This window comes from Streptomyces europaeiscabiei, from assembly GCF_036346855.1.
Lineage (GTDB): Bacteria > Actinomycetota > Actinomycetes > Streptomycetales > Streptomycetaceae > Streptomyces > Streptomyces europaeiscabiei.
This window is the reverse complement of record NZ_CP107841.1, coordinates 5,288,337-5,308,658: the sequence shown is the minus strand read 5'-3', so window position 1 is coordinate 5,308,658 and position 20,322 is coordinate 5,288,337. Positions and strand designations below refer to the sequence as shown.

Below are 20,322 nucleotides of genomic sequence, written 5' to 3'. Positions count from 1 at the left end.
AGTCACATCGTCACACCGCTCACACGGCACCCACGAGGTTATCCACAGCGGGGGACACCTTACGGCGCAGTGTGGTCCGCCTCTCTCCCGAGAGCCGCCACGGCCGCTCAGCCGCCTGGCGCGCCCGGCGCGCGACCACCGCCCCGCCCCGCACCATTCCCCTCTTCTAGAACCTGTTCTATCTTGACGCCCTGTCATCGGCGACACCGAAGGGGCGGAACCGTGGACTTCACCTTCACCGAGGAGCAGCAGGCGGCGGCCGAAGCGGCGCGGGCGGTGTTCGCCGGGGTCGCGCCGGACGGGGTACCGAGCCCGGCGCTCGTGGCGGGCGCCGTGGCCGACGACTTCGACCGCGCCCTGTGGGCGAGACTCGCCGACGCGGACCTGCTCAGCCTGTTGCTGGACCCCCGGTACGGCGGCTCGGGCCTCGATCCGATCGCCCTGTGCCTGGTACTGCGCGAGTCGGCGAAGGTGCTGGCCAGGGGGCCACTGCTGGAGAGCAGCGCAGCCGCCGTGGCAGTACAGGCGCACGGGAGCGAGCAGCTGAAGGCGGATCTGCTCGCCCGCGTCGGCCGGGGCGAGGTCGTCCTGACCGTCGCCGCCCACGGCCGCACCGGCCACGACCCGGCCGAACTCGCCGTGACCGCACGGCGGGACGCCGACGGCACCTGGGTCCTGGACGGCGTACAGACGGCGGTGCCCTGGGCGCACAACGCGGACTTCGTCGTCGTCCCCGCGACGCTCTCACCGGAGTCGGTCGCCCCCCGCCTGCCCGGTGACGGAGCCGAGCCGGACTCGGCCGCCGACGCCGACGGCCGGACGGTGCTCGCCCTCGTTCCCCGAGTCCACGAGGGGGTGACGCTCGCCGAGCAGTTCTCCACCAGCGGCGAACGGCTCGCGGAGCTGCGGCTGGAGTCGGCCCGGATCGCCGGGCGGGACGTCATCGACGCCGAGGGGGCGTGGGAGCGGCTGCGGGAGCTGCTGACCACCGGGACGTGCGCGCTGGCGCTCGGCCTGGGTGAGGGTGTACTCGGCATGACCAGCGAATACGCCGGCAAACGGGAACAGTTCGGCTTCCCGATCGCCTCGTTCCAGGCCGTCGCCGTACAGGCCGCCGACCGCTTCATCGACCTTCGTGCGATGGAGGCGACGCTGTGGCAGGCCGCGTGGCGCATCAGCTCCGGGGCGGGGGGTGCGCTGCCCGCCGCCGGGGATGTCGCCGTGGCCAAGATCTGGGCCTCGGAGGGCGTACGGCGGGTCGTGCAGACCGCCCAGCATCTGCACGGGGGCTTCGGCGCCGACGTCGAATACCCCCTGCACCGCTATCACGCCTGGGCCAAGCACCTCGAACTGTCACTCGGCCCCGCCGCGGCCCACGAGGAGGCTCTGGGCGACCTGCTGGCGGCACACCCACTGGGCTGAGTGCCGCGCACCCCACGCCTCGGGGCGCGCACGTCCTGCCCGCGCGCCCCACCCAGGTGCGCCCCACCCACGTGCGGTCCGCCCACCTGCGGTCCGGCGCGTGATCCCGGGAGACGAAGTTCCCTAGAGAACGAAGCCCGACCCGCCCTTGTCGTCCACCACCGGCCGGCCGGCGGCTGCCCATACCTGCATGCCGCCGTCGACGTTCACCGCGTCGACGCCCCGCTGGACGAGAAACATCGTGACCTGCGCCGAACGACCGCCCGAGCGGCAGATCACATGAATCCTGCCGTCCTGCGGAGCCGCCTCGGTCACCTCTCCGTAGCGCGCCACGAACTCACTGATGGGGATGTGCAGCGCCCCTTCGGCATGACCTGCCTGCCACTCGTCGTCCTCCCGGACATCCAGCAGAAAGTCGTCGTCCTTGAGGTCTCCGACCTCAACCGTGGGCACACCAGCTCCGAGATGCATGCATACGACGCTACCCGACCGGCCGGCCGCCGACCCGAGCCCTCGACCGTTCCGGCCGGGCAGTGCGCGCAGAGCAGGCATGCCTGCCGGGCTACTCGTCCTGGCCGACCAACCCCGCCAGCTCCGCTTCCCGCTGTTCGACCTCCGCCAGCAGCTGATCGGCGATCTCCTCGAGGAGACGGTCGGGGTCGTCCGGGGCCAGGCGGAGCATGGAGCCGATGGCGCCCTCCTCCAGCTCCCGGGCGACGAGGGCGAGCAGCTCCTTGCGTTGGGCGAGCCATTCGAGCCGGGCGTACAGCTCCTCGGCGCGGCTCGGCCTGCGCTCCTCCGGAACGGGCCCGGCCGCCCACTCCTCGGCCAGCTCCCGCAGCAGCACCTCGTCACCACGGCCGTACGCGGCGTTCACCCGGGCTATGAACTCGCCCCGCCGCTCCCGCTCCTTGTCGTCCTGTGCCAGGTCGGGGTGGGCCTTGCGGACCAGCTCGCGGTAGAGCCTGCGGGCCTCGTCGCTCGGCCGCACCCGCTCCGGGGAACGTACGGGCTGGTCGGTGAGCATCGCCGCGGCCTCGGGGAACAGGCCCTCGGAGTCCATCCAGCCGTGGAAAAGCTCCTCCACACCCGGCATGGGCATGACCCGGGCCCGCGCCTCCTGAGCCTTGCGCACATCCTCGGGGTCACCGGTGCACGCGGCCTTCGCTTCGGCGATCTGGGCGTCCAGCTCGTCGAGCCTCGCGTACACGGGGCCGAGCTTCTGGTGGTGCAACCGGGAAAAGTTCTCCACCTCGACCCGGAAGGTCTCGACGGCGATCTCGTACTCGATCAGCGCCTGCTCGGCCGCCCGCACGGCCCGCTCCAGCCGCTCCTCGGGCCGCCCCGAGCTCGCGCCCTCGGCAGAGGTCGACCCTTCCGCGGACGACGGCCCCCCGGCGGAGGCCTCACCGTCGGCGGAGGCCTCACCCCCGGCAGACGCCGCGCCCCCGGCGGCTGTCGCGCCTTCGACAGGCTCCGCGCCCTCATCAGGCTCCACGGGCTCGGTGGGGCGCTCGGACGGTGTCTGCTCGGCTTCCGGGGTCGTCACCCGACCCAGCCTAGGCCACGGCTCCGAGCCCCACCGAAAGCCGCCAAAGACCCGGGGGCGAGTGATATCGCCCCCGCTTCACCGGCTGCCCGGTCAGCGCAGTCGGCTCATCCGGACACCCCTGCCACCCGACGGACGTATCCGAAGCCTCCGCGCGCTCACAACACGTCCCCGCTCCGGGCACCCCAGCCGGTCCGAAGCCCTCCAGCCGCCCTGATGCTCCTGTTCGCTCTCCCCTCAGACCCCTGTCTCCGCCGCGATCCGCCCCGCCCGCACAGCCGTCACCAGGTCCGCGTGGTCCGCCTCCGTGCGGTCCGCGTAGGTCACGGCGAACGTGGCCGTCGCCTCGTCGAGCTCCTCGTTCTTGCCGCAGTAGCCGGCGATCAGGCGGGGGTCGGCGCTGTGGGCGTGGGCACGGGCGAGGAGGGCGCCGGTCATACGGCCGTAGTCGTCGATCTGGTCGGCGGCCAGGGCCGCGGGGTCGACGCTGCCCTTGCGGTTGCGGAACTGGCGTACCTGGAAGGGGAGTCCGTCGACGGTGGTCCAGCCCAGCAGGATGTCGCTGACGACCTGCATACGCTTCTGGCCGAGTACCACCCGGCGCCCCTCGTGTTCCGTCTCCGGCACCTCGAAGCCGGCGGTCGCGAGGTGCGGCTCGAGCACCGAAGGGCGGGCTTCCTTCACCTGGAGGACGAGCGGTTCCCCTCGGTGGTCCAGCAGCAGGACGACGTACGAGCGGGTGCCCACACTGCCGGTGCCGACCACGCGGAACGCCACATCGTGCACGGCGTACCGGGCGAGCAGTGGATGGCGGTCCTCCGAAAGGGTGGTCAGGTACTGCGTCAGGGAGGTGGCCACGGCGGCGGCCTCCTCGTCGTCCACGCGGCGCAGCACGGGCAAAGCGTCCACGAAGTGGCGGCCCCCACCCTCCACCGGCCGGGTCGCCTTGGCCGCGAAACGGCCGCTCGTGTTGGCGCGCGCCTTCTCCGAGACCCGCTCCAGCGTGCCCAGCAGGTCGTGGGCGTCGGTGTAGGAGACCAGTTCCTCGTCCGCGATGGCGTTCCACGCGTCGAGCGCCGAGAGCTTGGCGAGGAGCCGCATCGTGCGCCGATACGCACCCGTCGCGTCGTAGGCCGCCTTGCGGCAGATGTCCTCGTCGGCGCCCGCCTCGCGACCGGCGAGCACCAGGGAGGCGGCGAGGCGCTTGAGGTCCCATTCCCAGGGACCGTGCACGGTCTCGTCGAAGTCGTTGAGGTCCATGACGAGTTCGCCGCGCGCGTCCCCGTACAGGCCGAAGTTGGCCGCGTGGGCGTCGCCGCAGATCTGGGTGCCGATGCCGGTCATGGGCGTACGGGCGAGGTCGTAGGCCATCAGGCCTGCCGAGCCGCGCAGGAACGCGAAGGGGGTGGCCGCCATCCTGCCGACCCGTATCGGGGTGAGGCCGGCGATCCGGCCGTGGTTGGACTCCTCCACCGCGGACACCGCGTCCGGCCGGCCGGCGGTGAGGGTCACATCCGCGTGCGCGCTGCGGGGCACCCGCGTGCGCAGCGCCTTGCCCTCGTCCTTGGGCGACCCCTCCGAGGGCCACCGGGCGAACCCCGGCACCCCCGGCACGCGCGCGCCGACCGAAGGCGACGCCGCCTTCGCCCCGAGATCCGCCTCGGCCACCGGCCCTGCCGTCGTACTGGTCTCGGTCACAGCGACCGCCTCCCCCGCACCCGTCCTCGCACGAACATCAACTCGTGACGACGGTACAGCCGGTGGCCGAAACGCGTCAGACCCTGTGGACAACCCGGCGCCCCACTGGTCCCCACCTGTGGAAAACTCTGCCCGCTAGCTGCCGAGTCGACCCACGTGTACGAGGAGACGGTACGGCTGGGCCGGACCCCGTACCGCCGGTTCCTGCAGCGCCGGTTCCTGCAGCGCCAGTTCAAGCGCGGCCCTGCCTCGGTCAGCCGGTAGGTGACACGCAGTGGTGGCCCTTCGTCGACCTCGCGCAGTACCAGCCCGGCGGCGCCGAGTTCGTGAGCAGGTCGGAGAGCATGCGCTCGCTCCTCGATCCCGTCGACCCTCAAGGCGTGGCTGGACAACGTGGCCCTCATCGGCCGCACGGCCGTGAGCGGGTACTCGAAAGCCCTCGGCCCGGAGATCGACTTCATCGTCCCGGAGCTCACGATGGCCCCGCACAACCCCGCCATGAGCAGGCTGATCCCACTCTCGGAGGCCTACCGCAGCAAGGCTTTCGACGGCACGGGCGTCAAGGTCGAGCCTCTGGCCGAGCGCCTCGCCGCGTAGATCCTCCCGGGGAACGCGAAGGGCGGCCGCCCCGCCGTGGGAGCAACCGCCCGTGCCGGTCAGGCCGCGTACGTCGCGTCCTGCGCGGTGGTCACCACCTTCTGTCCGTCGGCCTGGCTCAGCAGCCCGGCAGACACCCAGGAATTGACGGTCGACTGCACACGCGCCACCAGTGCGCCCTTGTCGGCGAACGGCGCACCAGCCCAGATCTCGTCCAGCAGGGTCGTGCCGTCGGACTTCGCAGGATTGGCGACGCCCGAATCGGTACCGCCGAGGACGACCTTCGGTTCGGCGCGCTTGACGTAGGCGTGCGTCGGATCCTCGCTCCCTTCGTAGAAGGGAGCGAACTCGATGCCGCCCAGCGTGTAGTGCAGCGGCTTTCCGCTCACCGGAGCGAGGGAGGGCAACAGGTCACCGGAGAGCCCGGCGTTCCGGTACAACCCGACCGACAGGTAACTCGTACCGCTGTTCCTGCCCACCAGGTTGACCGGCCCGTAGAACAGCGTCTGGAGCGACGGATCGTCGAGGGCCTTCTCCACCCTCAGCCGGAACGGGATCGTCACGCGTACGACGTCCCCGCCGCGCCAGGTGCGGGAGGGGATCGTGAAGTAGCTCCCCGCGGCCGGAGTGCCACTCACCGCGCTGCCGTTGACGGTCACCCGGAAGCCGGAACCCGCCCATGACGGCACCCGCAGTCGCATCTCGAAGGCCCCGCTGCCGCCCCCGATGGTGATCGTGGAGCCCTGTTCCCTGGGGTAGTCCGTACTCTGGGCGACCGTCACGCCCTTCGCGGACCAGTTCAGCGTGGCGGCGCTGTACAGGTTGACGTACAGCGCGCTGCCGTCGGCCTTGGTGAAGTACACCGAGTCCTGGTACTTGGTGGCGCTCTCCATGCCGGTGCCCTCGCAGCAGGTGGTGCCCTGCTTGGGGGTGTAGTCGCGCACATGACCGGGCTTCAGCCCGATGAAGTACGTGACCAGCGGCTTCTCGGCGTCGGCCTTGTCCTGCTTGGAGCCGAGGATCTGGTTGAGCAGGGCCCGCTCGTAGTAGTCCATGTACTTCGGGTCCTGATCGTGGAAGAACAGGCTCCGGCTCAGCTTGAGCAGGTTGTAGGCGCAGCAGGTCTCGGCGTTGGTGTCGCTGATCGTCCCCGCGACGACCCCGCGCGCCTTCCAGAACTCGGCCGTGCTGGTGCCGCCGATCCCGTACATGCGCTGCGGGATCACCATGCCCCAGAAGTTCTTCGCGGCGGTGAGGTAGCGGGTCTCGCCCGTCGCGTCGTACAGCCGGACGTAACCGGTCATGATCGGGATGTGCTGGTTGGCGTGGAGGCCGTCCAGGATGTCGGTGCCGGCGGCGCAGGCGTCGATGAGCCGGTCGAGGTCGAACAGCTTGGCCAGTGCGAGGTGGTCGGCCTTGCCGGTGATCGAGTACAGGTCGACGATCGTCTCGACGATGCCGCCGAACTCACCGCTGGAGAAGATGCCCCACATCCGCTGCAGCGTGGACTCGGGCAGCTTGGACAGCCGGGAGTACATCCAGTCGCACATGCCGGACGCGAGGTCGAGCGCCCGGGCGTCGTCCGTGGCGAGGTAGGCGTCGAGCAGACCCTTGAGGATCTTGTGCGCGGTGTAGTACGGCGCCCACACCACGGTGTAGTCGGCGCTGGTCCGCGACTCCAGATCGATGAACTGCGTCTCCGGGTAGGCGGCGAGGAACCCGGGATGGCTCGGCCCGCCCCAGGTGCGGCGCAGCGTGGCGGTCAGGCCGCGTCCGGAGGCGTCGTCGAAGGTGCCGCCGGTGGTGGCGAAGAAGTAGTACGACGCGAGGTTGCCGAGCCCCGCGGAGGACTTCTTGGCCTCGTTGGTCTGCAGTGAGGTGATCTCCGCCGCGGTCAGCGCCCTCGACCAGATGTTGAACTCGTCGAAGACGCCCGCGAACATCGGGTCGGCGGAGTAGTTGGAGCGGCCCAGCCAGTTGTTCGTCAGGGTGCCCAGGACCGATGGGTTGAGGGTCATCGAGGTGTTCTGGGCGACGGCGGTGCCGTTGACGTAGAGGGTGCCCGTGCTGCCGGAGATGGTCACCGCCAGGTGGCTCCACTGGTTCAGTGGCAGCGCGGCGGTGCCGTTGAGGCTCTGCTCCCCGCCCGCTCCGCCGGTGGTGATGGCGAAGCGCGGAACCCCGCTCGCGTTGCGAGTGACCAGGTACATGTAGCGGGTGGTGTTGTCGCCGAAGTCGAAGACCCGCTGCCAGTTGGCGTTGTGTGTGGGCTTCACCCAGGCCGACAGGGTGATCGCCGACGCGCCGCCGAGCACGCTGTTCGGCAGGTCGACGTACTGGTAGGAGCCCCGGACGTTCTCATGGGCACCGCCGAACTTCCCGGTGACGGCGAGCATGCGCGGGTCGGTGCGCAACGCCGTGCGCACCTCGGTCAACGCGCCGACCATGTAGCGGATCTTGTCGGAGTACGCCGTGTCCTTGGTGCTCGCGTAGGCCTGGGCGAGCATGGTCAGGAAGTGCCCGGTGTAGTGGCCGCGGAGGTTGCCGTTGGCCTCGCCGTCGAGCCCCTCCCAGCCGCCGGGAGCGACCGCACCCTTGGTGGAAAGGCCCGCGTTGGCACGGAAGACCTGCAACAGCCGGTCGACGTCGTAGCCGCGGCCGTGGTCGAGCATCAACTGACGTTTGTCGGCGAACAGGCCCTGGCCGAGCGCCACGTCCTTCAACTCGAAGGGTCGCACCGACCAGGTGGAAGGCATCGGAACAGTGGCGGCGAACGCTCGGCCACCACCCGCCGCAAAGGAAACTCCGGGTACGGCCGCGGCGAGCAACGCGGACTGGAGGAGAAAGCGTCTGGAGAGGGGCGGTGCCATGTGCGCCTCGTCTCTGGCAGGTGTGGGGCCCGAAAGGGGCTTGTTCGAAATGGCGAACATTGTACGAATTACCGACCAGAAGATAGGTATGAGGCAGGCTCGCGTCAACGGTTCTGACGGGTTTCCCGTGACCCAAGCGCCAGGCGGGGCGGCTACACACACGCCCTCAGCGCCGTTTCACGTGAAACATCGCCCGTATCCCCATCTACGACGATTCACGTGACGCTGACTCCGGCACCACCCACGCCCGCGCGCGCGAGACTCGGCACGCCCCCACGCCCCCACGCCCTCCCGCGCCACCGGAAGCCGAAAGCCCTTGCTGAACGCTCTGAGAGACTCCTCACACTTCAGAGCCCCACTGGAACACGTTCAGCCCTCCAGGCAGTCCACGAGCGAACAAAAAAAGAAGCGGTCCCATCGTGATCACGATGGGACCGCTTCGCTGTGCGCGAGGGGGGAGTTGAACCCCCACGCCCTTGCGGGCACTGGAACCTGAATCCAGCGCGTCTGCCTATTCCGCCACCCGCGCATTAGGTGTGTCCTGGGCCCCGTACCTTGCGGTGCTGGCGCCTTCCGACATCGAGAAGATTAGCACGCTGGAGAGGGTGGCTTCACATCCCTTATCCGCAGCCGACCCCGCCCCGCGGCGGCGTGACCGGCCGACCAGCACGGACCGAACACACGGCTCCTCCGGTCACGTATCAACGCGTGCTGGTTCACGTATCAACCTCGTACCGGTCCCGGCCATCTCCACTGGAGAGGGACGGGGTGCACGGTCCGGTGCGGGACACTGGTCTCGCACCGCCTCTACGATCCTTGGCAGAGTTCGGACGGGGTAGTTCGAAAAGGAGCTCCGGCGGGAATCCGGGAAGGGACCTCAGCGGGCATCGATACCGGGTGACACCGGTCGACCCGGCCGACGGGGGGAACCAGCCGAATTCCCGGCGCGTGGATACGATCAGTAAGCAGTACCGACACGGTACGCAGAGCGGTGACGACGGAGGAGGTGCCCCATGGGAGTCCTGAAGAAGTTCGAGCAACGTCTCGAAGGTCTGGTCAACGGCACCTTCGCCAAGGTGTTCAAGTCCGAGGTCCAGCCCGTGGAGATCGCGGGAGCGCTCCAGCGGGAGTGCGACAACAACGCGACCATCTGGAACCGCGACCGCACGGTCGTCCCCAACGACTTCATCGTGGAGCTGAGCACGCCCGACTTCGAGCGCCTCAGCCCCTACTCCGGGCAGCTCGGCGATGAGCTCGCCGGCATGGTGCGCGACTACGCCAAGCAGCAGCGCTACACCTTCATGGGCGCCATCAAGGTCCATCTGGAGAAGGCCGACGACCTCGACACCGGTCTGTACCGGGTGCGCAGCCGTACGCTCGCCTCCTCCACCGACCAGCAGGCCCCCTCGGGCGCCCCTGCAAGCCCCGCCGCGGGCCGCCCGGGCGGATACGGCTATCCGCCCACCGCGGCACCCGCGGGCGCCCCGCCCATGCCGGCCGCGCCGCCCGGCGGTGGCCGCCCCGGCGCCTCCCCGCTCGGCCAGCGGCCGCCCGCCGCTCCGACGGCCGGCGGACGCATGCGCTACTGGATCGAGGTCAACGGCACCCGCCATCAGATCTCCCGCCCGACGCTGGTACTGGGGCGCAGCACGGAAGCCGACGTGCGGATCGACGACCCCGGCGTCTCCCGTCGGCACTGCGAGATCCGGACCGGAACGCCCTCGACGATCCAGGATCTCGGATCCACCAACGGCATCGTGGTGGACGGGCAGCACACCACCCGCGCTACGCTCCGCGACGGCTCGCGGATCGTCGTGGGCAGCAGCACCATCATTTACCGGCAAGCCGAAGGGTGAAGCGGGGGCAATGTCAGAGCTGACCCTCACGGTCATGCGGCTGGGTTTCCTGGCCGTACTGTGGCTGTTCGTGATCGTGGCCGTGCAGGTCATCCGCAGCGACCTGTTCGGTACGCGCGTCACCCAGCGGGGGTCGCGCCGGGAGGCCGCGCGGCAACCGCAGGCCGCCCGCCAGGCCGCCCCTCCACAGCAGCGCGGCCAGCAGCCCGCGCCCGCCACCGGTGGTGGGCGCCGCGGGCGCAACGCGCCGACCAAACTCGTCGTCAGCGAGGGCACGCTGACGGGTACGACCGTGGCACTGCAAGGCCAGACCATCAGCCTGGGCCGCGCGCACGACTCCACGATCGTGCTGGACGACGACTACGCCTCCAGCCGGCATGCCCGGATCTACCCGGACCGCGACGGCCAGTGGATCGTCGAGGACCTGGGGTCCACCAACGGCACGTATCTCGACCGGAACCGACTGACGACTCCCACGCCGATTCCGCTCGGCGCGCCGATCCGCATCGGCAAGACCGTCATCGAGCTGCGGAAGTAGTGCTACATCATGAGTAGGCGCGAGCGGAGCGAGCACGCGGCGGCGGCCCCCACCAGGGGCCCCGGCGCGCTCCCGACCGGAGGGTGGGCACCGTGCGGATGTACCCGGAGCCGACAGGCGAGGTGCGCATGAGTCTGTCACTGCGCTTCGCCGCCGGATCGCACAAAGGCATGATCCGCGAGGGCAACGAGGACTCGGGCTACGCCGGTCCCCGGCTGCTCGCGATCGCCGACGGCATGGGCGGCCAGGCGGCCGGTGAGGTCGCCTCCTCCGAGGTGATCTCCACCCTCGTGACGCTCGACGACGACATCCCCGGCTCGGACATCCTCACCTCCCTCGGCACCGCCGTGCAGCGCGCCAACGACCAGCTGCGCGCGATGGTCGAGGAGGACCCCCAGCTGGAGGGCATGGGCACCACGCTCACCGCCCTGCTGTGGACCGGCCAGCGACTCGGCCTCGTGCACGTCGGCGACTCCCGCGCGTACCTCCTCAGGGACGGCGTCCTCACGCAGATCACCCAGGACCACACCTGGGTGCAGCGCCTGGTCGACGAGGGCCGCATCACCGAGGAGGAGGCCACCACCCACCCGCAGCGCTCCCTGCTGATGCGCGCGCTGGGCAGCGGCGACCACGTCGAGCCCGACCTCTCCATCCGCGAGGTCCGCGCCGGCGACCGGTACCTGATCTGCTCCGACGGTCTGTCCGGCGTCGTGTCCCACCAGACGATGGAGGAGACCCTCGCCAGCTACCAGGGCCCGCAGGAAACCGTGCAGGAGCTGATCCAGCTCGCGCTGCGCGGCGGCGGACCGGACAACATCACGGTCATCATCGCCGACGTCCTCGACCTCGACACCGGGGACACCCTCGCCGGGCAGCTCTCCGACACCCCGGTCGTGGTCGGCGCGGTCGCAGAGAACCAGCTCCACCTGCAGGACAACGGCATCATGCAGACCCCGGCCGGCCGCGCCTCCGGGCTCGGCCGCCAAGGACACGGACAGGGCGGCGGCGAGTTCGGCCCGCCCGGCTCCGGCGACGCCACCGGGTACATGCCGGCCGCGGGCAGCTTCGACGACTACTCGGACGACGACTTCGTCAAGCCGCGCAAGAAGCGCAGGTGGCTGAAGAGATCCTTCTTCGGCATCCTCGCCCTCGCCGTGGTCGGCGGGGGCCTGTACAGCGGGTACCGCTGGACGCAGACGCAGTACTACGTCGGCGCCAACGACGACCACGTGGCGCTGTACCGCGGCATCAGCCAGGACCTGGCCTGGATCTCCCTCTCGAACGTGGAGAAGGATCACCCCGAGATCGAACTCAAGTACCTCCCGTCCTACCAGCAGAAGCTGGTCGAGGCCACGATCGCCGAGGGCGGTCTGAACGACGCCGAGAAGAAGATCACGGAGCTCTCCACCCAGGCGTCGGCGTGCAAGAAGAACGCCGAGCGCCGCGAGGCGGCGGACAACAACGCCAAGACCGGCGAGGGCGAGGCCGGCGGAGCCACGGGAACCACGAAGACCTCCCTCACGTCCAAGGCCACACCGTCCCCGACGTCGACATCGTCGACGTCCCCGACCCCGACCCAGACCGCACCCACACCGTCGACCGGCCCCAGCCTCTCGGAGGAGGAGCAGGAACTGGTCTCACGGTGCGGTGAGCAGTAGGCAAGCCGCGAGGGGCCCACTCACACGATGAGCAGTACTACCAACCCGTCGACGCAGCACACGTCCACGATCGGCGCGATCGGCACCCCGAGCCGACGCAACACCGAGCTGGCGCTGCTGGCGTTCGCGGTCGTCATCCCGGTGTTCGCCTACGTCAACGTGGGTCTCGCCCTGAACGACGAGGTCCCGGCCGGTCTGGCCGCCTACGGCATCGGCCTCGGCGTGCTGGCCGGCATCGGCCACCTCGTCGTACGCAAGTTCGCCCCGTACGCGGACCCACTGCTGCTGCCGCTGGCCACGCTGCTGAACGGCCTGGGGCTGGTGGCCATCTGGCGACTGGACCAGTCGAGCCTCCTGCGAGGCCTCGGTGTTGCCGGCGGAAAGGCGACCAACCAGCTGATCTACACGGCGATGGGCATCGCGCTCCTCATCGCCGTGCTGATCTTCCTCAAGGACCACCGCACCCTGCAGCGCTACACCTACATCTCCATGGTCGGTGCGCTGGTCCTGCTGTTGCTCCCCCTGGTCCCGGGCCTGGGCGCCGACATCACCTACGGCGCCAAGATCTGGATCCAGGTCGGCAGCTTCACCATCCAGCCCGGCGAGTTCGCCAAGATCGTGCTGGCGGTGTTCTTCGCCGGCTACCTGATGGTGAAGCGCGACGCGCTCGCGCTGGCCAGCCGCCGCTTCGTGGGCCTGTACCTGCCGCGCGGCCGCGACCTCGGCCCGATCATCGTCGTCTGGGCGATCTCGATCCTCATCCTGGTCTTCGAGACCGACCTCGGTACCTCGCTGCTGTTCTTCGGCATGTTCGTGATCATGCTGTACGTCGCCACCGAGCGGACCAGCTGGATCGTCTTCGGTCTGCTGATGTCCGCGGCCGGCGCCGTCGGCGTCGCCAGCTTCGAACCGCACGTCCAGACCCGTGTCCAGGCCTGGCTCGACCCGTACCGCGAGTACCAGCTCAGCCGCGCCGGGACCAACGACGGCATCGTCCACTCCGAGCAGGCCATGCAGGCCCTGTGGGCGTTCGGCTCCGGTGGCACCCTCGGCACCGGCTGGGGTCAGGGCCACTCCGAGCTCATCCGGTTCGCCGCCAACTCCGACTTCATCCTCGCCACCTTCGGTGAGGAACTGGGACTGGCCGGCGTGATGGCGATCCTGCTGCTCTACGGCCTGATCGTGGAGCGCGGCATCCGCACCGCCCTCGCCGCCCGCGACCCGTTCGGCAAGCTGCTCGCCATCGGCCTGTCCGGCGCGTTCGCCCTCCAGGTCTTCGTCGTCGCCGGCGGCGTGATGGGCCTCATCCCCCTGACCGGTATGACGATGCCCTTCCTGGCGTACGGCGGTTCGTCCGTCATCGCCAACTGGGCACTCATCGGCATTCTGATCAGAATCAGCGACACCGCGCGCCGGCCCGCCCCCGCCCCCGCCCCGAACCCCGATGCCGAGATGACCCAGGTGGTCCGCCCGTCATGAACAAACCTCTGCGCCGCATCGCGATCTTCTGCGGGCTCCTGGTCCTCGCCCTGCTCATCCGCAACAACTGGCTCCAGTACGTCCAGGCGGATTCCCTTGCCACCCACAAGGACAACCGGCGCGTCGCCATCGAGCGCTATGCCACGCCTCGTGGCGACATCATCGTCGACGGCAAGGCCATCACCGGGTCCACCGCTTCCAAGGGCCTCGACTACAAGTACAAGCGCACCTGGAAGAACGGCGAGATGTGGGCGCCGGTCACCGGCTATTCCTCGCAGATCGTCGGCGCCTCCCAGCTGGAGAACCTCGAGGACGGCATCCTCACCGGCAACGACGACCGGCTGTTCTTCCGGAACACGCTCGACATGATCACAGGCAAGAAGAAGGAGGGTGGCAACGTCGTCACCACCCTCAACGCCGCAGCGCAGAAGGCGGCCTTCGAGGGTCTCGGCGACAAGAAGGGCGCCGTCGCCGCGCTCGACCCCGAGACCGGCGCGATCCTCGCCCTGGCCTCGACCCCGTCGTACGACCCGTCGACCTTCGCCGGTATCAGCAACAAGGACAGCGAGACCTTCACGAAGCTGGAGAAGGACTCCGACAAGCCGATGCTGAACCGCGCGCTGCGCGAGACCTACCCGCCGGGCTCCACGTTCAAGGTGGTCACGGCCGCCGCGGCCCTGGAGAACAACATCGTCTCGGGCATCGACGACAAGACGAAGACCCCGGACCCGTACCAGCTCCCCGGCACGAAGACCGACCTCACCAACGAGCACGGCGTGTGCAAGAACGCCACCCTGCGCTACGCGCTGATGGTCTCCTGCAACACCGTCTTCGCGAAGATGTCGGACAACGTCGGCAACGAGAAGATGATCGAGCAGGCCGAGAAGTTCGGCTTCAACGAGGACGAGCTGGACGTCCCGGTCCGCGCCGCCGAGAGCGTCTACCCCGAGGACAACGAGCCCCAGAACGCCATGGACGGCATCGGCCAGGCCTCCAACCGCAGCACCCCGCTGCAGATGGCCATGGTCGCCTCGGCAGTCGCCAACGACGGCGAGCTGATGAAGCCGTACATGGTCGACCAACTGCGCGCCTCCAACCTCGACGTCATCGAGGCGCACGAGCCCGAGACGCTGTCCCAGGCGGTCTCACCGGAGACCGCCCAGAAGCTGCAGGACATGATGAAGACCGTCGTCAACGACCCACAGGGCACGGGCGGCAAGGCGAAGATCCAGGGTGTCACCGTCGGCGGCAAGACCGGTACCGCGCAGCACGGCGTGGACAACAAGGAGAAGCCGTACGCCTGGTTCATCTCGTACGCCCAGCTCAGCGACGGCAGCTCGCCGGTCGCCGTGGCCGTGGTCGTCGAGGACGGTGCGGCCGACCGTGGTGAGATCTCCGGTGGCGGTCTCGCCGCACCGATCGCGAAGAGCGTGATGCAGGCAGTGATCGACAGCAAGAAGTGACCCCGCTCACGTCGCCTTCACATCGACGCACGTTGCGATACCGGTCCTGTATCGGGTGACGCGGTTGGCCAGGTCACAGAAGGCGAGCCGGGTACCGTATGCCCGGAGCACAGCCGCCGGACCACACATGGGTGCGGTCGGGACCGACGGAGAGGGCTGGTAGCAAGCTATGGAAGAGCCGCGTCGCCTCGGCGGCCGGTACGAGCTGGGCCAGGTGCTCGGCCGTGGTGGCATGGCGGAGGTCTACCTCGCGATGGACACCCGCCTCGGCCGCACCGTGGCGGTGAAGACGCTGCGAGCGGACCTCGCGCGCGACCCCACCTTCCAGGCCAGGTTCCGCCGGGAGGCCCAGTCGGCCGCCTCACTCAACCACCCCGCGATCGTGGCGGTCTACGACACGGGCGAGGACTACATCGACGGGGTCTCGATCCCGTACATCGTCATGGAGTACGTCGAGGGTTCCACCCTCCGTGAGCTTCTTCACAGCGGCCGCAGGCTGCTGCCGGAGCGCTCCATGGAGATGACCATCGGCATCCTCCAGGGCCTGGAGTACGCCCACCGCAACCAGATCGTCCACCGCGACATCAAGCCGGCCAACGTCATGCTGACGCGCAACGGCCAGGTCAAGGTCATGGACTTCGGCATCGCCCGCGCCATGGGCGACTCCGGAATGACGATGACGCAGACATCCGCGGTCATCGGCACCGCCCAGTACCTCTCCCCGGAGCAGGCCAAGGGCGAGCAGGTGGACGCCCGTTCAGACCTGTACTCGACGGGCTGTCTGCTCTACGAGCTCCTGACGGTCCGCCCGCCGTTCATCGGTGACTCCCCCGTGGCGGTCGCCTACCAGCACGTGCGGGAGGAGCCGCAGCCCCCAAGCGTCTTCGACCCGGAGATCACGCCGGAGATGGACGCCATCGTCCTGCGTGCGCTGGTCAAGGACCCGGACTACCGCTACCAGTCCGCCGACGAGATGCGTGCCGACATCGAGGCCTGCCTCGACGGCCAGCCCGTCGCGGCCACCGCGGCCATGGGCTCGGTCGGCTACGGCGGCTACCCCGACGACCAGCCGACCACCGCCCTGCGCGCCGACGCCGGTGCCACGACGATGCTGCCCCCGGTCGGCCCGGACGACGGCTACGGCTACGACGACCGCCAGGGCCGCCGCCGCCAGCAGAAGAAGAACAACACCTCGACGATCCTCCTGGTCCTCGCGGGTGTGCTGGTACTGATCGGCGCGATCCTCATCGGCCGGTGGATGTTCCCGGGGAACGACGCCTCCAAGGAGACGTTCAAGAACCCCAGCTTCGTCGGACAGACGGAGGCCGAGGCCAAGAGAGCAGCAGTCAATGTTGATCTTAAGGTGACCGTCACTAAGGACGAATGCGAAAACGAGAAGGCGGGCAATGTCTGCAAGCAGGCGCCTGGAGTAGGTGATCCGGTCAAGAAGGGCGACACCATCGCCCTGGTAATCTCGACGGGCGCTCCGAGGGTCACGGTTCCCGACGTCCAGGGCATCAAGTTCGACGAGGCCGAGGCCCAGCTCCTGGACAAGGGCTTGAAGGTCGAGAAGAAGACCGAGGAGTCCGACCGCACCGCAGGCATCGTGATCGACCAAGACCCGGATGGCGGCAAGATCGAAAAGGGCTCCACGGTCACGCTGACGGTCGCCAGGGCTCCGGACAAGGAAACCGTCCCGGACGTGGCCCGGCAGAGCTGTGACGCTGCCAAGAACCAGATCGCGGCCAACAACCTCGTCGGCACCTGCACCGAGGTAGAGACCGACGACGACAGCCTCGTAGGCAAGGTCGTCGCGACCAACCCCGAGGCGGGTTCCGAGCTGAACAAGGGCGACACGGTCACCATCCAGATCGGCAAGGCGGCCGAGGAGGAGAAGCCGGAGGCCGAGGTCCCGAACGTCGTGGGACGGACCGTGGGGCAGGCGAAGCAGATCCTGCAGGCGGCCGGCTTCACCAACATCCAGTTCGCCAACGGCAGCGACCAGAGCGACACCGCGTTCGTCACCGACCAGGACCCGGACGGCGGCAACGACGCCGACCCGGCCCAGACGACGATCACCCTCGCGTCGGTCGGCTTCGGCGGTAACAACGGCAACAACAACAATGGCGGGAGCGACGGCGGTGGCTTCTTCGATTAGCCCCGCCGATTCCCAGGACGAGGACTGATCCACCACCACCTCGGCCCGCATGACGAAGGAGCCCCGACACCCTCCCTGAAGGGGGTGCCGGGGCTCCTTCGTATTCCGATGTTTCACGTGAATCCGACTGTTTCACGTGAAACATCCCTAAGAGCTGGAAATCAGCTCGAGGTAGCTACCGCAGTTCCTTCGGCAGCGTCCGCTCCGCGTTCACCCGCTCCACCCGCTCCAGCTCGCCCCACACGATGAACCGGTACCGGGACGTGTAGACGGGCGTGCAGGTGGTGAGGGTGATGTACTTGCCGGCCTTCTTCCTGCCGGACTCCTTGGGGATGTTCGAGAGGACCTTGACGTTGTACTTCGAGGTCTCGGTGAGGGTGTCGTAGACCTTGTAGACGTACCAGTTGTCGCGGGTCTCGAAGACGATCGAGTCGCCCTTGCCGAGCTTGTCGATGTTGTGGAACTTCGCGCCGTGGCCGTCGCGGTGGGCGGCGAGGGTGAAGTTGCCGTCCTTGTCGGAGCTGGGCAGCGTCGCCTTGACCGGGTTGGTGTAGTACCCCGCGACGCCACCGTTGAGGATCTTGGTGGAGGTGCCCTTCTTCACCAGGACCTCGCCGTTGTTCATGGCGGGGACGTGCAGGAAGCCGATACCGTCCTTGGTGTCCAGGGCGCCCGGACCGTTGTCGGAGGCCCAGTTGTCGCGGACCTTGTTCGCTTCCTTGCCCGCCTCGCGGTCCGCGAGCACGTTCGTCCACCACAGCGAGTAGACGACGAACAGCCCGAGCACCAGGCCCGCGGTGATGAGGAGTTCACCGAAGACACTGACCGCCATGGCCAGCCGGCTCATACGGCGGCGCGGCGTGGTCTCGGGCGCGCCCGTCTTCTCTTCGGTGTCGTCGGTGGTCACTGCCACAGTTCTTCCGCCCTTGGTCGAGCCCCTACTGGACGAGCGCGTCGGGCTTTCCCTCGCTGCGCGGCCGTTCCTCCACCATCTTGCCCCACACGATCATGCGGTACTTGCTCGTGAACTCCGGCGTGCACGTGGTCAGCGTGATGTAGCGGCCCGGCTCGGTGAACCCCGACCCGGGGGGCACGGCATTGAGCACGCTGACGTTCGACGGCGGTGTCACCGGCAGAATCGAGGCCATGTCGTAGACGTAGTACTTGTCCTGCGTCTCCACGACGATCGGGTCGCCCGGCTTGAGCCGGTTGATGTAACGGAACGGTTCACCATGGGTGTTGCGGTGGCCGGCGATACCGAAGTTGCCCGTCTTGTCCTCGGGCATCGCCGTCTTGATGCTGTTCACGTCGTAGTGCCCGACCATCCCGCGGTCCAGCACCTTCGACTTGCTGATGCCCTCGGCGATCGGCACGACGACATCCAGCTTCGGGATGTGCAGGATGGCGAAGCCCTGTCCCGGCTCGAACGCGCCCGGCGCGCGCTTGCCGTTCTTCCACTCCTCCTGGAGGCTCGTCGCCTCCCGGCCCGCCTGCTGGTGGGCCCGGATGTTCGACCACCAGAGCTGGTAGGTGACGAACAGCAACATCACGACACCGGTGGTGATGAACACCTCACCGATGGCCCGGCTGGCAAGCACACCGGCGCTGGGTTTCCGCGCCCTGGCCGCCCGCCGCGCCTCGATCCTGGAGCGGGGCGCCGACGCCGACGCCTCACCGGCCGCGAGTAAGGGCTTCTCCGGCCCCTGAGCGGCCCTGGAGGCCGCGTGGGCACCAGGGGGGCCTCCGTGCCTCCCGTGGCGCCTGGCGGCCTTACGGCGGGCCGCACGGCCCGCCGTGACGGCCGAGGGAGGTATGTACTCGGCCGTTGCCGCTGTCCGCCGCGCCTCCTCCACCCGGAGCGCCACGGTCTCCTCGTCGATCGGAGGGTGCTCGTGGGCGGTGTCGGCCGAGAAGTCGGCACGGGCACTCGGCGCCGCGTAGGCGTCGTACGGACCGTCGTACGAGGCCTGGGGACGCTGTCCGTAGTCCTCGTACGGCTCGTACGAGGGCCGCGCGTACGGCTGCTGCTGCCCGTACCAGTCGCCCGGGGCGTACTGCGGCGCCTGGTGGGCGGCCCACTGCTGGGGCTCGGCCGCGTCGCTGAACGGCGTCCCGGGCTCGAAGGCCTCCGCCTCGAACGACTCGGCGCCCCCGTACGCGGCCTCGCCGCCGTAGGGGGCACTCTCACGCTCGGGGCGCAGTGCCGTCACGCCGTGGCCCTGCCCACCACGGGGGCGAGCCCCGTCGACCTCGCCACGGCCCCTTGGTCGCCGCATTCCGCCAGCCAGTTGGCGAGCATGCGGTGGCCGTGTTCGGTGAGCACCGACTCGGGGTGGAACTGCACGCCCTCGACGGGCAGTTCACGATGCCTGAGGCCCATGATGATCCCGTCGTGGGTGCGCGCCGTGACCTCAAGCTCGGCCGGTACGGTCGTCGGCTCGGCTGCCAGGGAGTGGTAGCGGGTCGCCGTGAAGGGGGTGGGCAGGCCCGCGAAGACGCCCCTGCCCTCGTGCTCAACCAGTGACGTCTTGCCGTGCAGCAGTTCGGGCGCGCGGTCGACGACACCGCCGTACGCCACCTGCATGGACTGCATGCCGAGGCAGACGCCGAAGACGGGGACACCGGTCGCGGCGCAGTGGCGGACCATGTCGACGCAGATACCGGCCTCCTCGGGGGTGCCCGGCCCGGGGGACAGGAGCACGCCGTCGAAGCCGTCCTGGGCGTGCGTGGTCGCCACCTCGTCGTTGCGCAGCACCTCGCACTCGGCGCCGAGCTGGTACAGGTACTGGACCAGGTTGAAGACGAAGCTGTCGTAGTTGTCGACGACGAGGACCCGGGCGGGTCGGGCGGCACTCACTGGTCGTTCACCGTCACATCGTTGAAGGGGAGCAGGGGCTCCGCCCAGGGAAAGACGTATTGGAAGAGGACATAGACCACGGCCAGGGTCAGCACGAGGGAAACCAGCGCCTTCAGCCACGTGTTACCCGGCAGATGCCGCCAGATCCAGCCGTACATGCCGTCCCTTCCTTCACAC

At 69.1% G+C, this 20,322-nt stretch carries 15 protein-coding genes, 1 tRNA gene and 2 pseudogenes; 8 read left to right on the top strand and 10 right to left on the bottom strand.

Annotation, left to right across the window (positions count from 1 at the left end; all coding sequences use genetic code 11):
• Window positions 1–222 precede the first annotated feature (222 nt).
• Complete coding sequence (locus tag OG858_RS23255) at window positions 223–1,422, top strand: acyl-CoA dehydrogenase family protein (RefSeq protein WP_327724482.1); 1,200 nt, start codon at window positions 223–225, stop codon at window positions 1,420–1,422.
• Between the two features lie 123 nt (window positions 1,423–1,545).
• On the opposite strand, the gene OG858_RS23250 is transcribed toward OG858_RS23255, so the two are convergent.
• From OG858_RS23250 to OG858_RS23235, 4 genes and pseudogenes are all read right to left on the bottom strand, one after another.
• Window positions 1,546–1,875, bottom strand: a complete 330-nt coding sequence (locus OG858_RS23250) for a rhodanese-like domain-containing protein (protein ID WP_086746581.1) — start codon at window positions 1,873–1,875, stop codon at window positions 1,546–1,548.
• A 109-nt stretch (window positions 1,876–1,984) separates the two neighbouring features.
• On the bottom strand, window positions 1,985–2,971 hold the full coding sequence (locus OG858_RS23245) for a J domain-containing protein (protein WP_086746580.1): 987 nt from the start codon (window positions 2,969–2,971) through the stop codon (window positions 1,985–1,987).
• Between the two features lie 237 nt (window positions 2,972–3,208).
• A complete protein-coding gene (locus tag OG858_RS23240) occupies window positions 3,209–4,669 on the bottom strand; it encodes a DUF2252 domain-containing protein (protein ID WP_408059422.1) in 1,461 nt (486 codons plus the stop codon).
• Between the two features lie 242 nt (window positions 4,670–4,911).
• Window positions 4,912–5,024 (bottom strand): annotated as a pseudogene (locus tag OG858_RS23235) (winged helix-turn-helix transcriptional regulator); the annotation flags it as partial.
• Window positions 5,025–5,026: 2 nt separating this feature from the next.
• Between OG858_RS23235 and OG858_RS23230 the strand changes: the two are divergent.
• Window positions 5,027–5,266 (top strand): annotated as a pseudogene (locus OG858_RS23230) (FMN-dependent NADH-azoreductase); the annotation flags it as partial.
• A gap of 59 nt (window positions 5,267–5,325) precedes the next feature.
• On the opposite strand, the gene OG858_RS23225 reads toward OG858_RS23230, so the two are convergent.
• A complete protein-coding gene (locus tag OG858_RS23225; RefSeq protein ID WP_328544515.1) occupies window positions 5,326–8,136 on the bottom strand; it encodes a beta-L-arabinofuranosidase domain-containing protein in 2,811 nt (936 codons plus the stop codon).
• 445 nt (window positions 8,137–8,581) lie between these two features.
• Window positions 8,582–8,665 (bottom strand) — tRNA-Leu (locus tag OG858_RS23220).
• A gap of 484 nt (window positions 8,666–9,149) precedes the next feature.
• On the opposite strand from OG858_RS23220, the gene OG858_RS23215 reads away from it, so the two are divergent.
• The 6 genes from OG858_RS23215 (at window position 9,150) to pknB (ending at window position 17,288) form a co-directional block, all read left to right on the top strand.
• Entirely contained in the window at window positions 9,150–9,992 is an 843-nt protein-coding gene (locus OG858_RS23215; protein ID WP_086749630.1) for an FhaA domain-containing protein, read from the top strand.
• A 10-nt stretch (window positions 9,993–10,002) separates the two neighbouring features.
• Window positions 10,003–10,530, top strand: a complete 528-nt coding sequence (locus OG858_RS23210) for an FHA domain-containing protein FhaB/FipA (protein WP_086749631.1) — start codon at window positions 10,003–10,005, stop codon at window positions 10,528–10,530.
• A gap of 128 nt (window positions 10,531–10,658) precedes the next feature.
• Complete coding sequence (locus OG858_RS23205) at window positions 10,659–12,188, top strand: Stp1/IreP family PP2C-type Ser/Thr phosphatase (RefSeq protein WP_256960586.1); 1,530 nt, start codon at window positions 10,659–10,661, stop codon at window positions 12,186–12,188.
• A gap of 27 nt (window positions 12,189–12,215) precedes the next feature.
• Window positions 12,216–13,667 (top strand): FtsW/RodA/SpoVE family cell cycle protein, encoded by a 1,452-nt coding sequence (locus tag OG858_RS23200; RefSeq protein WP_319068668.1) that lies wholly within the window; start codon window positions 12,216–12,218, stop codon window positions 13,665–13,667.
• On the top strand, window positions 13,664–15,130 hold the full coding sequence (locus tag OG858_RS23195; RefSeq protein ID WP_319068666.1) for a peptidoglycan D,D-transpeptidase FtsI family protein: 1,467 nt from the start codon (window positions 13,664–13,666) through the stop codon (window positions 15,128–15,130). Before OG858_RS23200 ends, OG858_RS23195 begins: the two co-directional genes overlap by 4 nt.
• A 169-nt stretch (window positions 15,131–15,299) precedes the next feature.
• Window positions 15,300–17,288 (top strand): Stk1 family PASTA domain-containing Ser/Thr kinase, encoded by a 1,989-nt coding sequence (pknB, locus tag OG858_RS23190; protein ID WP_319260325.1) that lies wholly within the window; start codon window positions 15,300–15,302, stop codon window positions 17,286–17,288.
• A 175-nt stretch (window positions 17,289–17,463) separates the two neighbouring features.
• Here the strand turns inward: pknB and OG858_RS23185 are convergent, their stop codons facing one another.
• Genes OG858_RS23185 through OG858_RS23170 form a run of 4 tightly spaced genes read right to left on the bottom strand, consistent with a single transcriptional unit; the run spans window position 17,464 to window position 20,303 of the window.
• Window positions 17,464–18,201 (bottom strand): class E sortase, encoded by a 738-nt coding sequence (locus OG858_RS23185; RefSeq protein ID WP_256960338.1) that lies wholly within the window; start codon window positions 18,199–18,201, stop codon window positions 17,464–17,466.
• Between the two features lie 25 nt (window positions 18,202–18,226).
• The gene (locus OG858_RS23180; RefSeq protein ID WP_319260321.1) at window positions 18,227–19,498 is read right to left on the bottom strand and encodes a class E sortase; all 1,272 of its coding nucleotides are present in this window, start codon (window positions 19,496–19,498) and stop codon (window positions 18,227–18,229) included.
• A complete protein-coding gene (locus OG858_RS23175) occupies window positions 19,495–20,145 on the bottom strand; it encodes an aminodeoxychorismate/anthranilate synthase component II (RefSeq protein WP_086747893.1) in 651 nt (216 codons plus the stop codon). Before OG858_RS23175 ends, OG858_RS23180 begins: the two co-directional genes overlap by 4 nt.
• Complete coding sequence (locus OG858_RS23170; protein WP_086747894.1) at window positions 20,142–20,303, bottom strand: hypothetical protein; 162 nt, start codon at window positions 20,301–20,303, stop codon at window positions 20,142–20,144. Before OG858_RS23170 ends, OG858_RS23175 begins: the two co-directional genes overlap by 4 nt.
• Window positions 20,304–20,322: the final 19 nt, after the last annotated feature.

Bases quoted from the DNA above. Each gene is read 5' to 3' on its own strand.
- OG858_RS23170 (WP_086747894.1), bottom strand. From the start codon at position 20,303: ATGTACGGCTGGATCTGGCGGCATCTGCCGGGTAACACGTGGCTGAAG.
- OG858_RS23200 (WP_319068668.1), top strand. From the start codon at position 12,216: ATGAGCAGTACTACCAACCCGTCGACGCAGCACACGTCCACGATCGGC.
- pknB (WP_319260325.1), top strand. From the start codon at position 15,300: ATGGAAGAGCCGCGTCGCCTCGGCGGCCGGTACGAGCTGGGCCAGGTG.
- OG858_RS23210 (WP_086749631.1), top strand. From the start codon at position 10,003: ATGTCAGAGCTGACCCTCACGGTCATGCGGCTGGGTTTCCTGGCCGTA.
- OG858_RS23225 (WP_328544515.1), bottom strand. From the start codon at position 8,136: ATGGCACCGCCCCTCTCCAGACGCTTTCTCCTCCAGTCCGCGTTGCTC.
- OG858_RS23195 (WP_319068666.1), top strand. From the start codon at position 13,664: ATGAACAAACCTCTGCGCCGCATCGCGATCTTCTGCGGGCTCCTGGTC.
- OG858_RS23205 (WP_256960586.1), top strand. From the start codon at position 10,659: ATGAGTCTGTCACTGCGCTTCGCCGCCGGATCGCACAAAGGCATGATC.
- OG858_RS23215 (WP_086749630.1), top strand. From the start codon at position 9,150: ATGGGAGTCCTGAAGAAGTTCGAGCAACGTCTCGAAGGTCTGGTCAAC.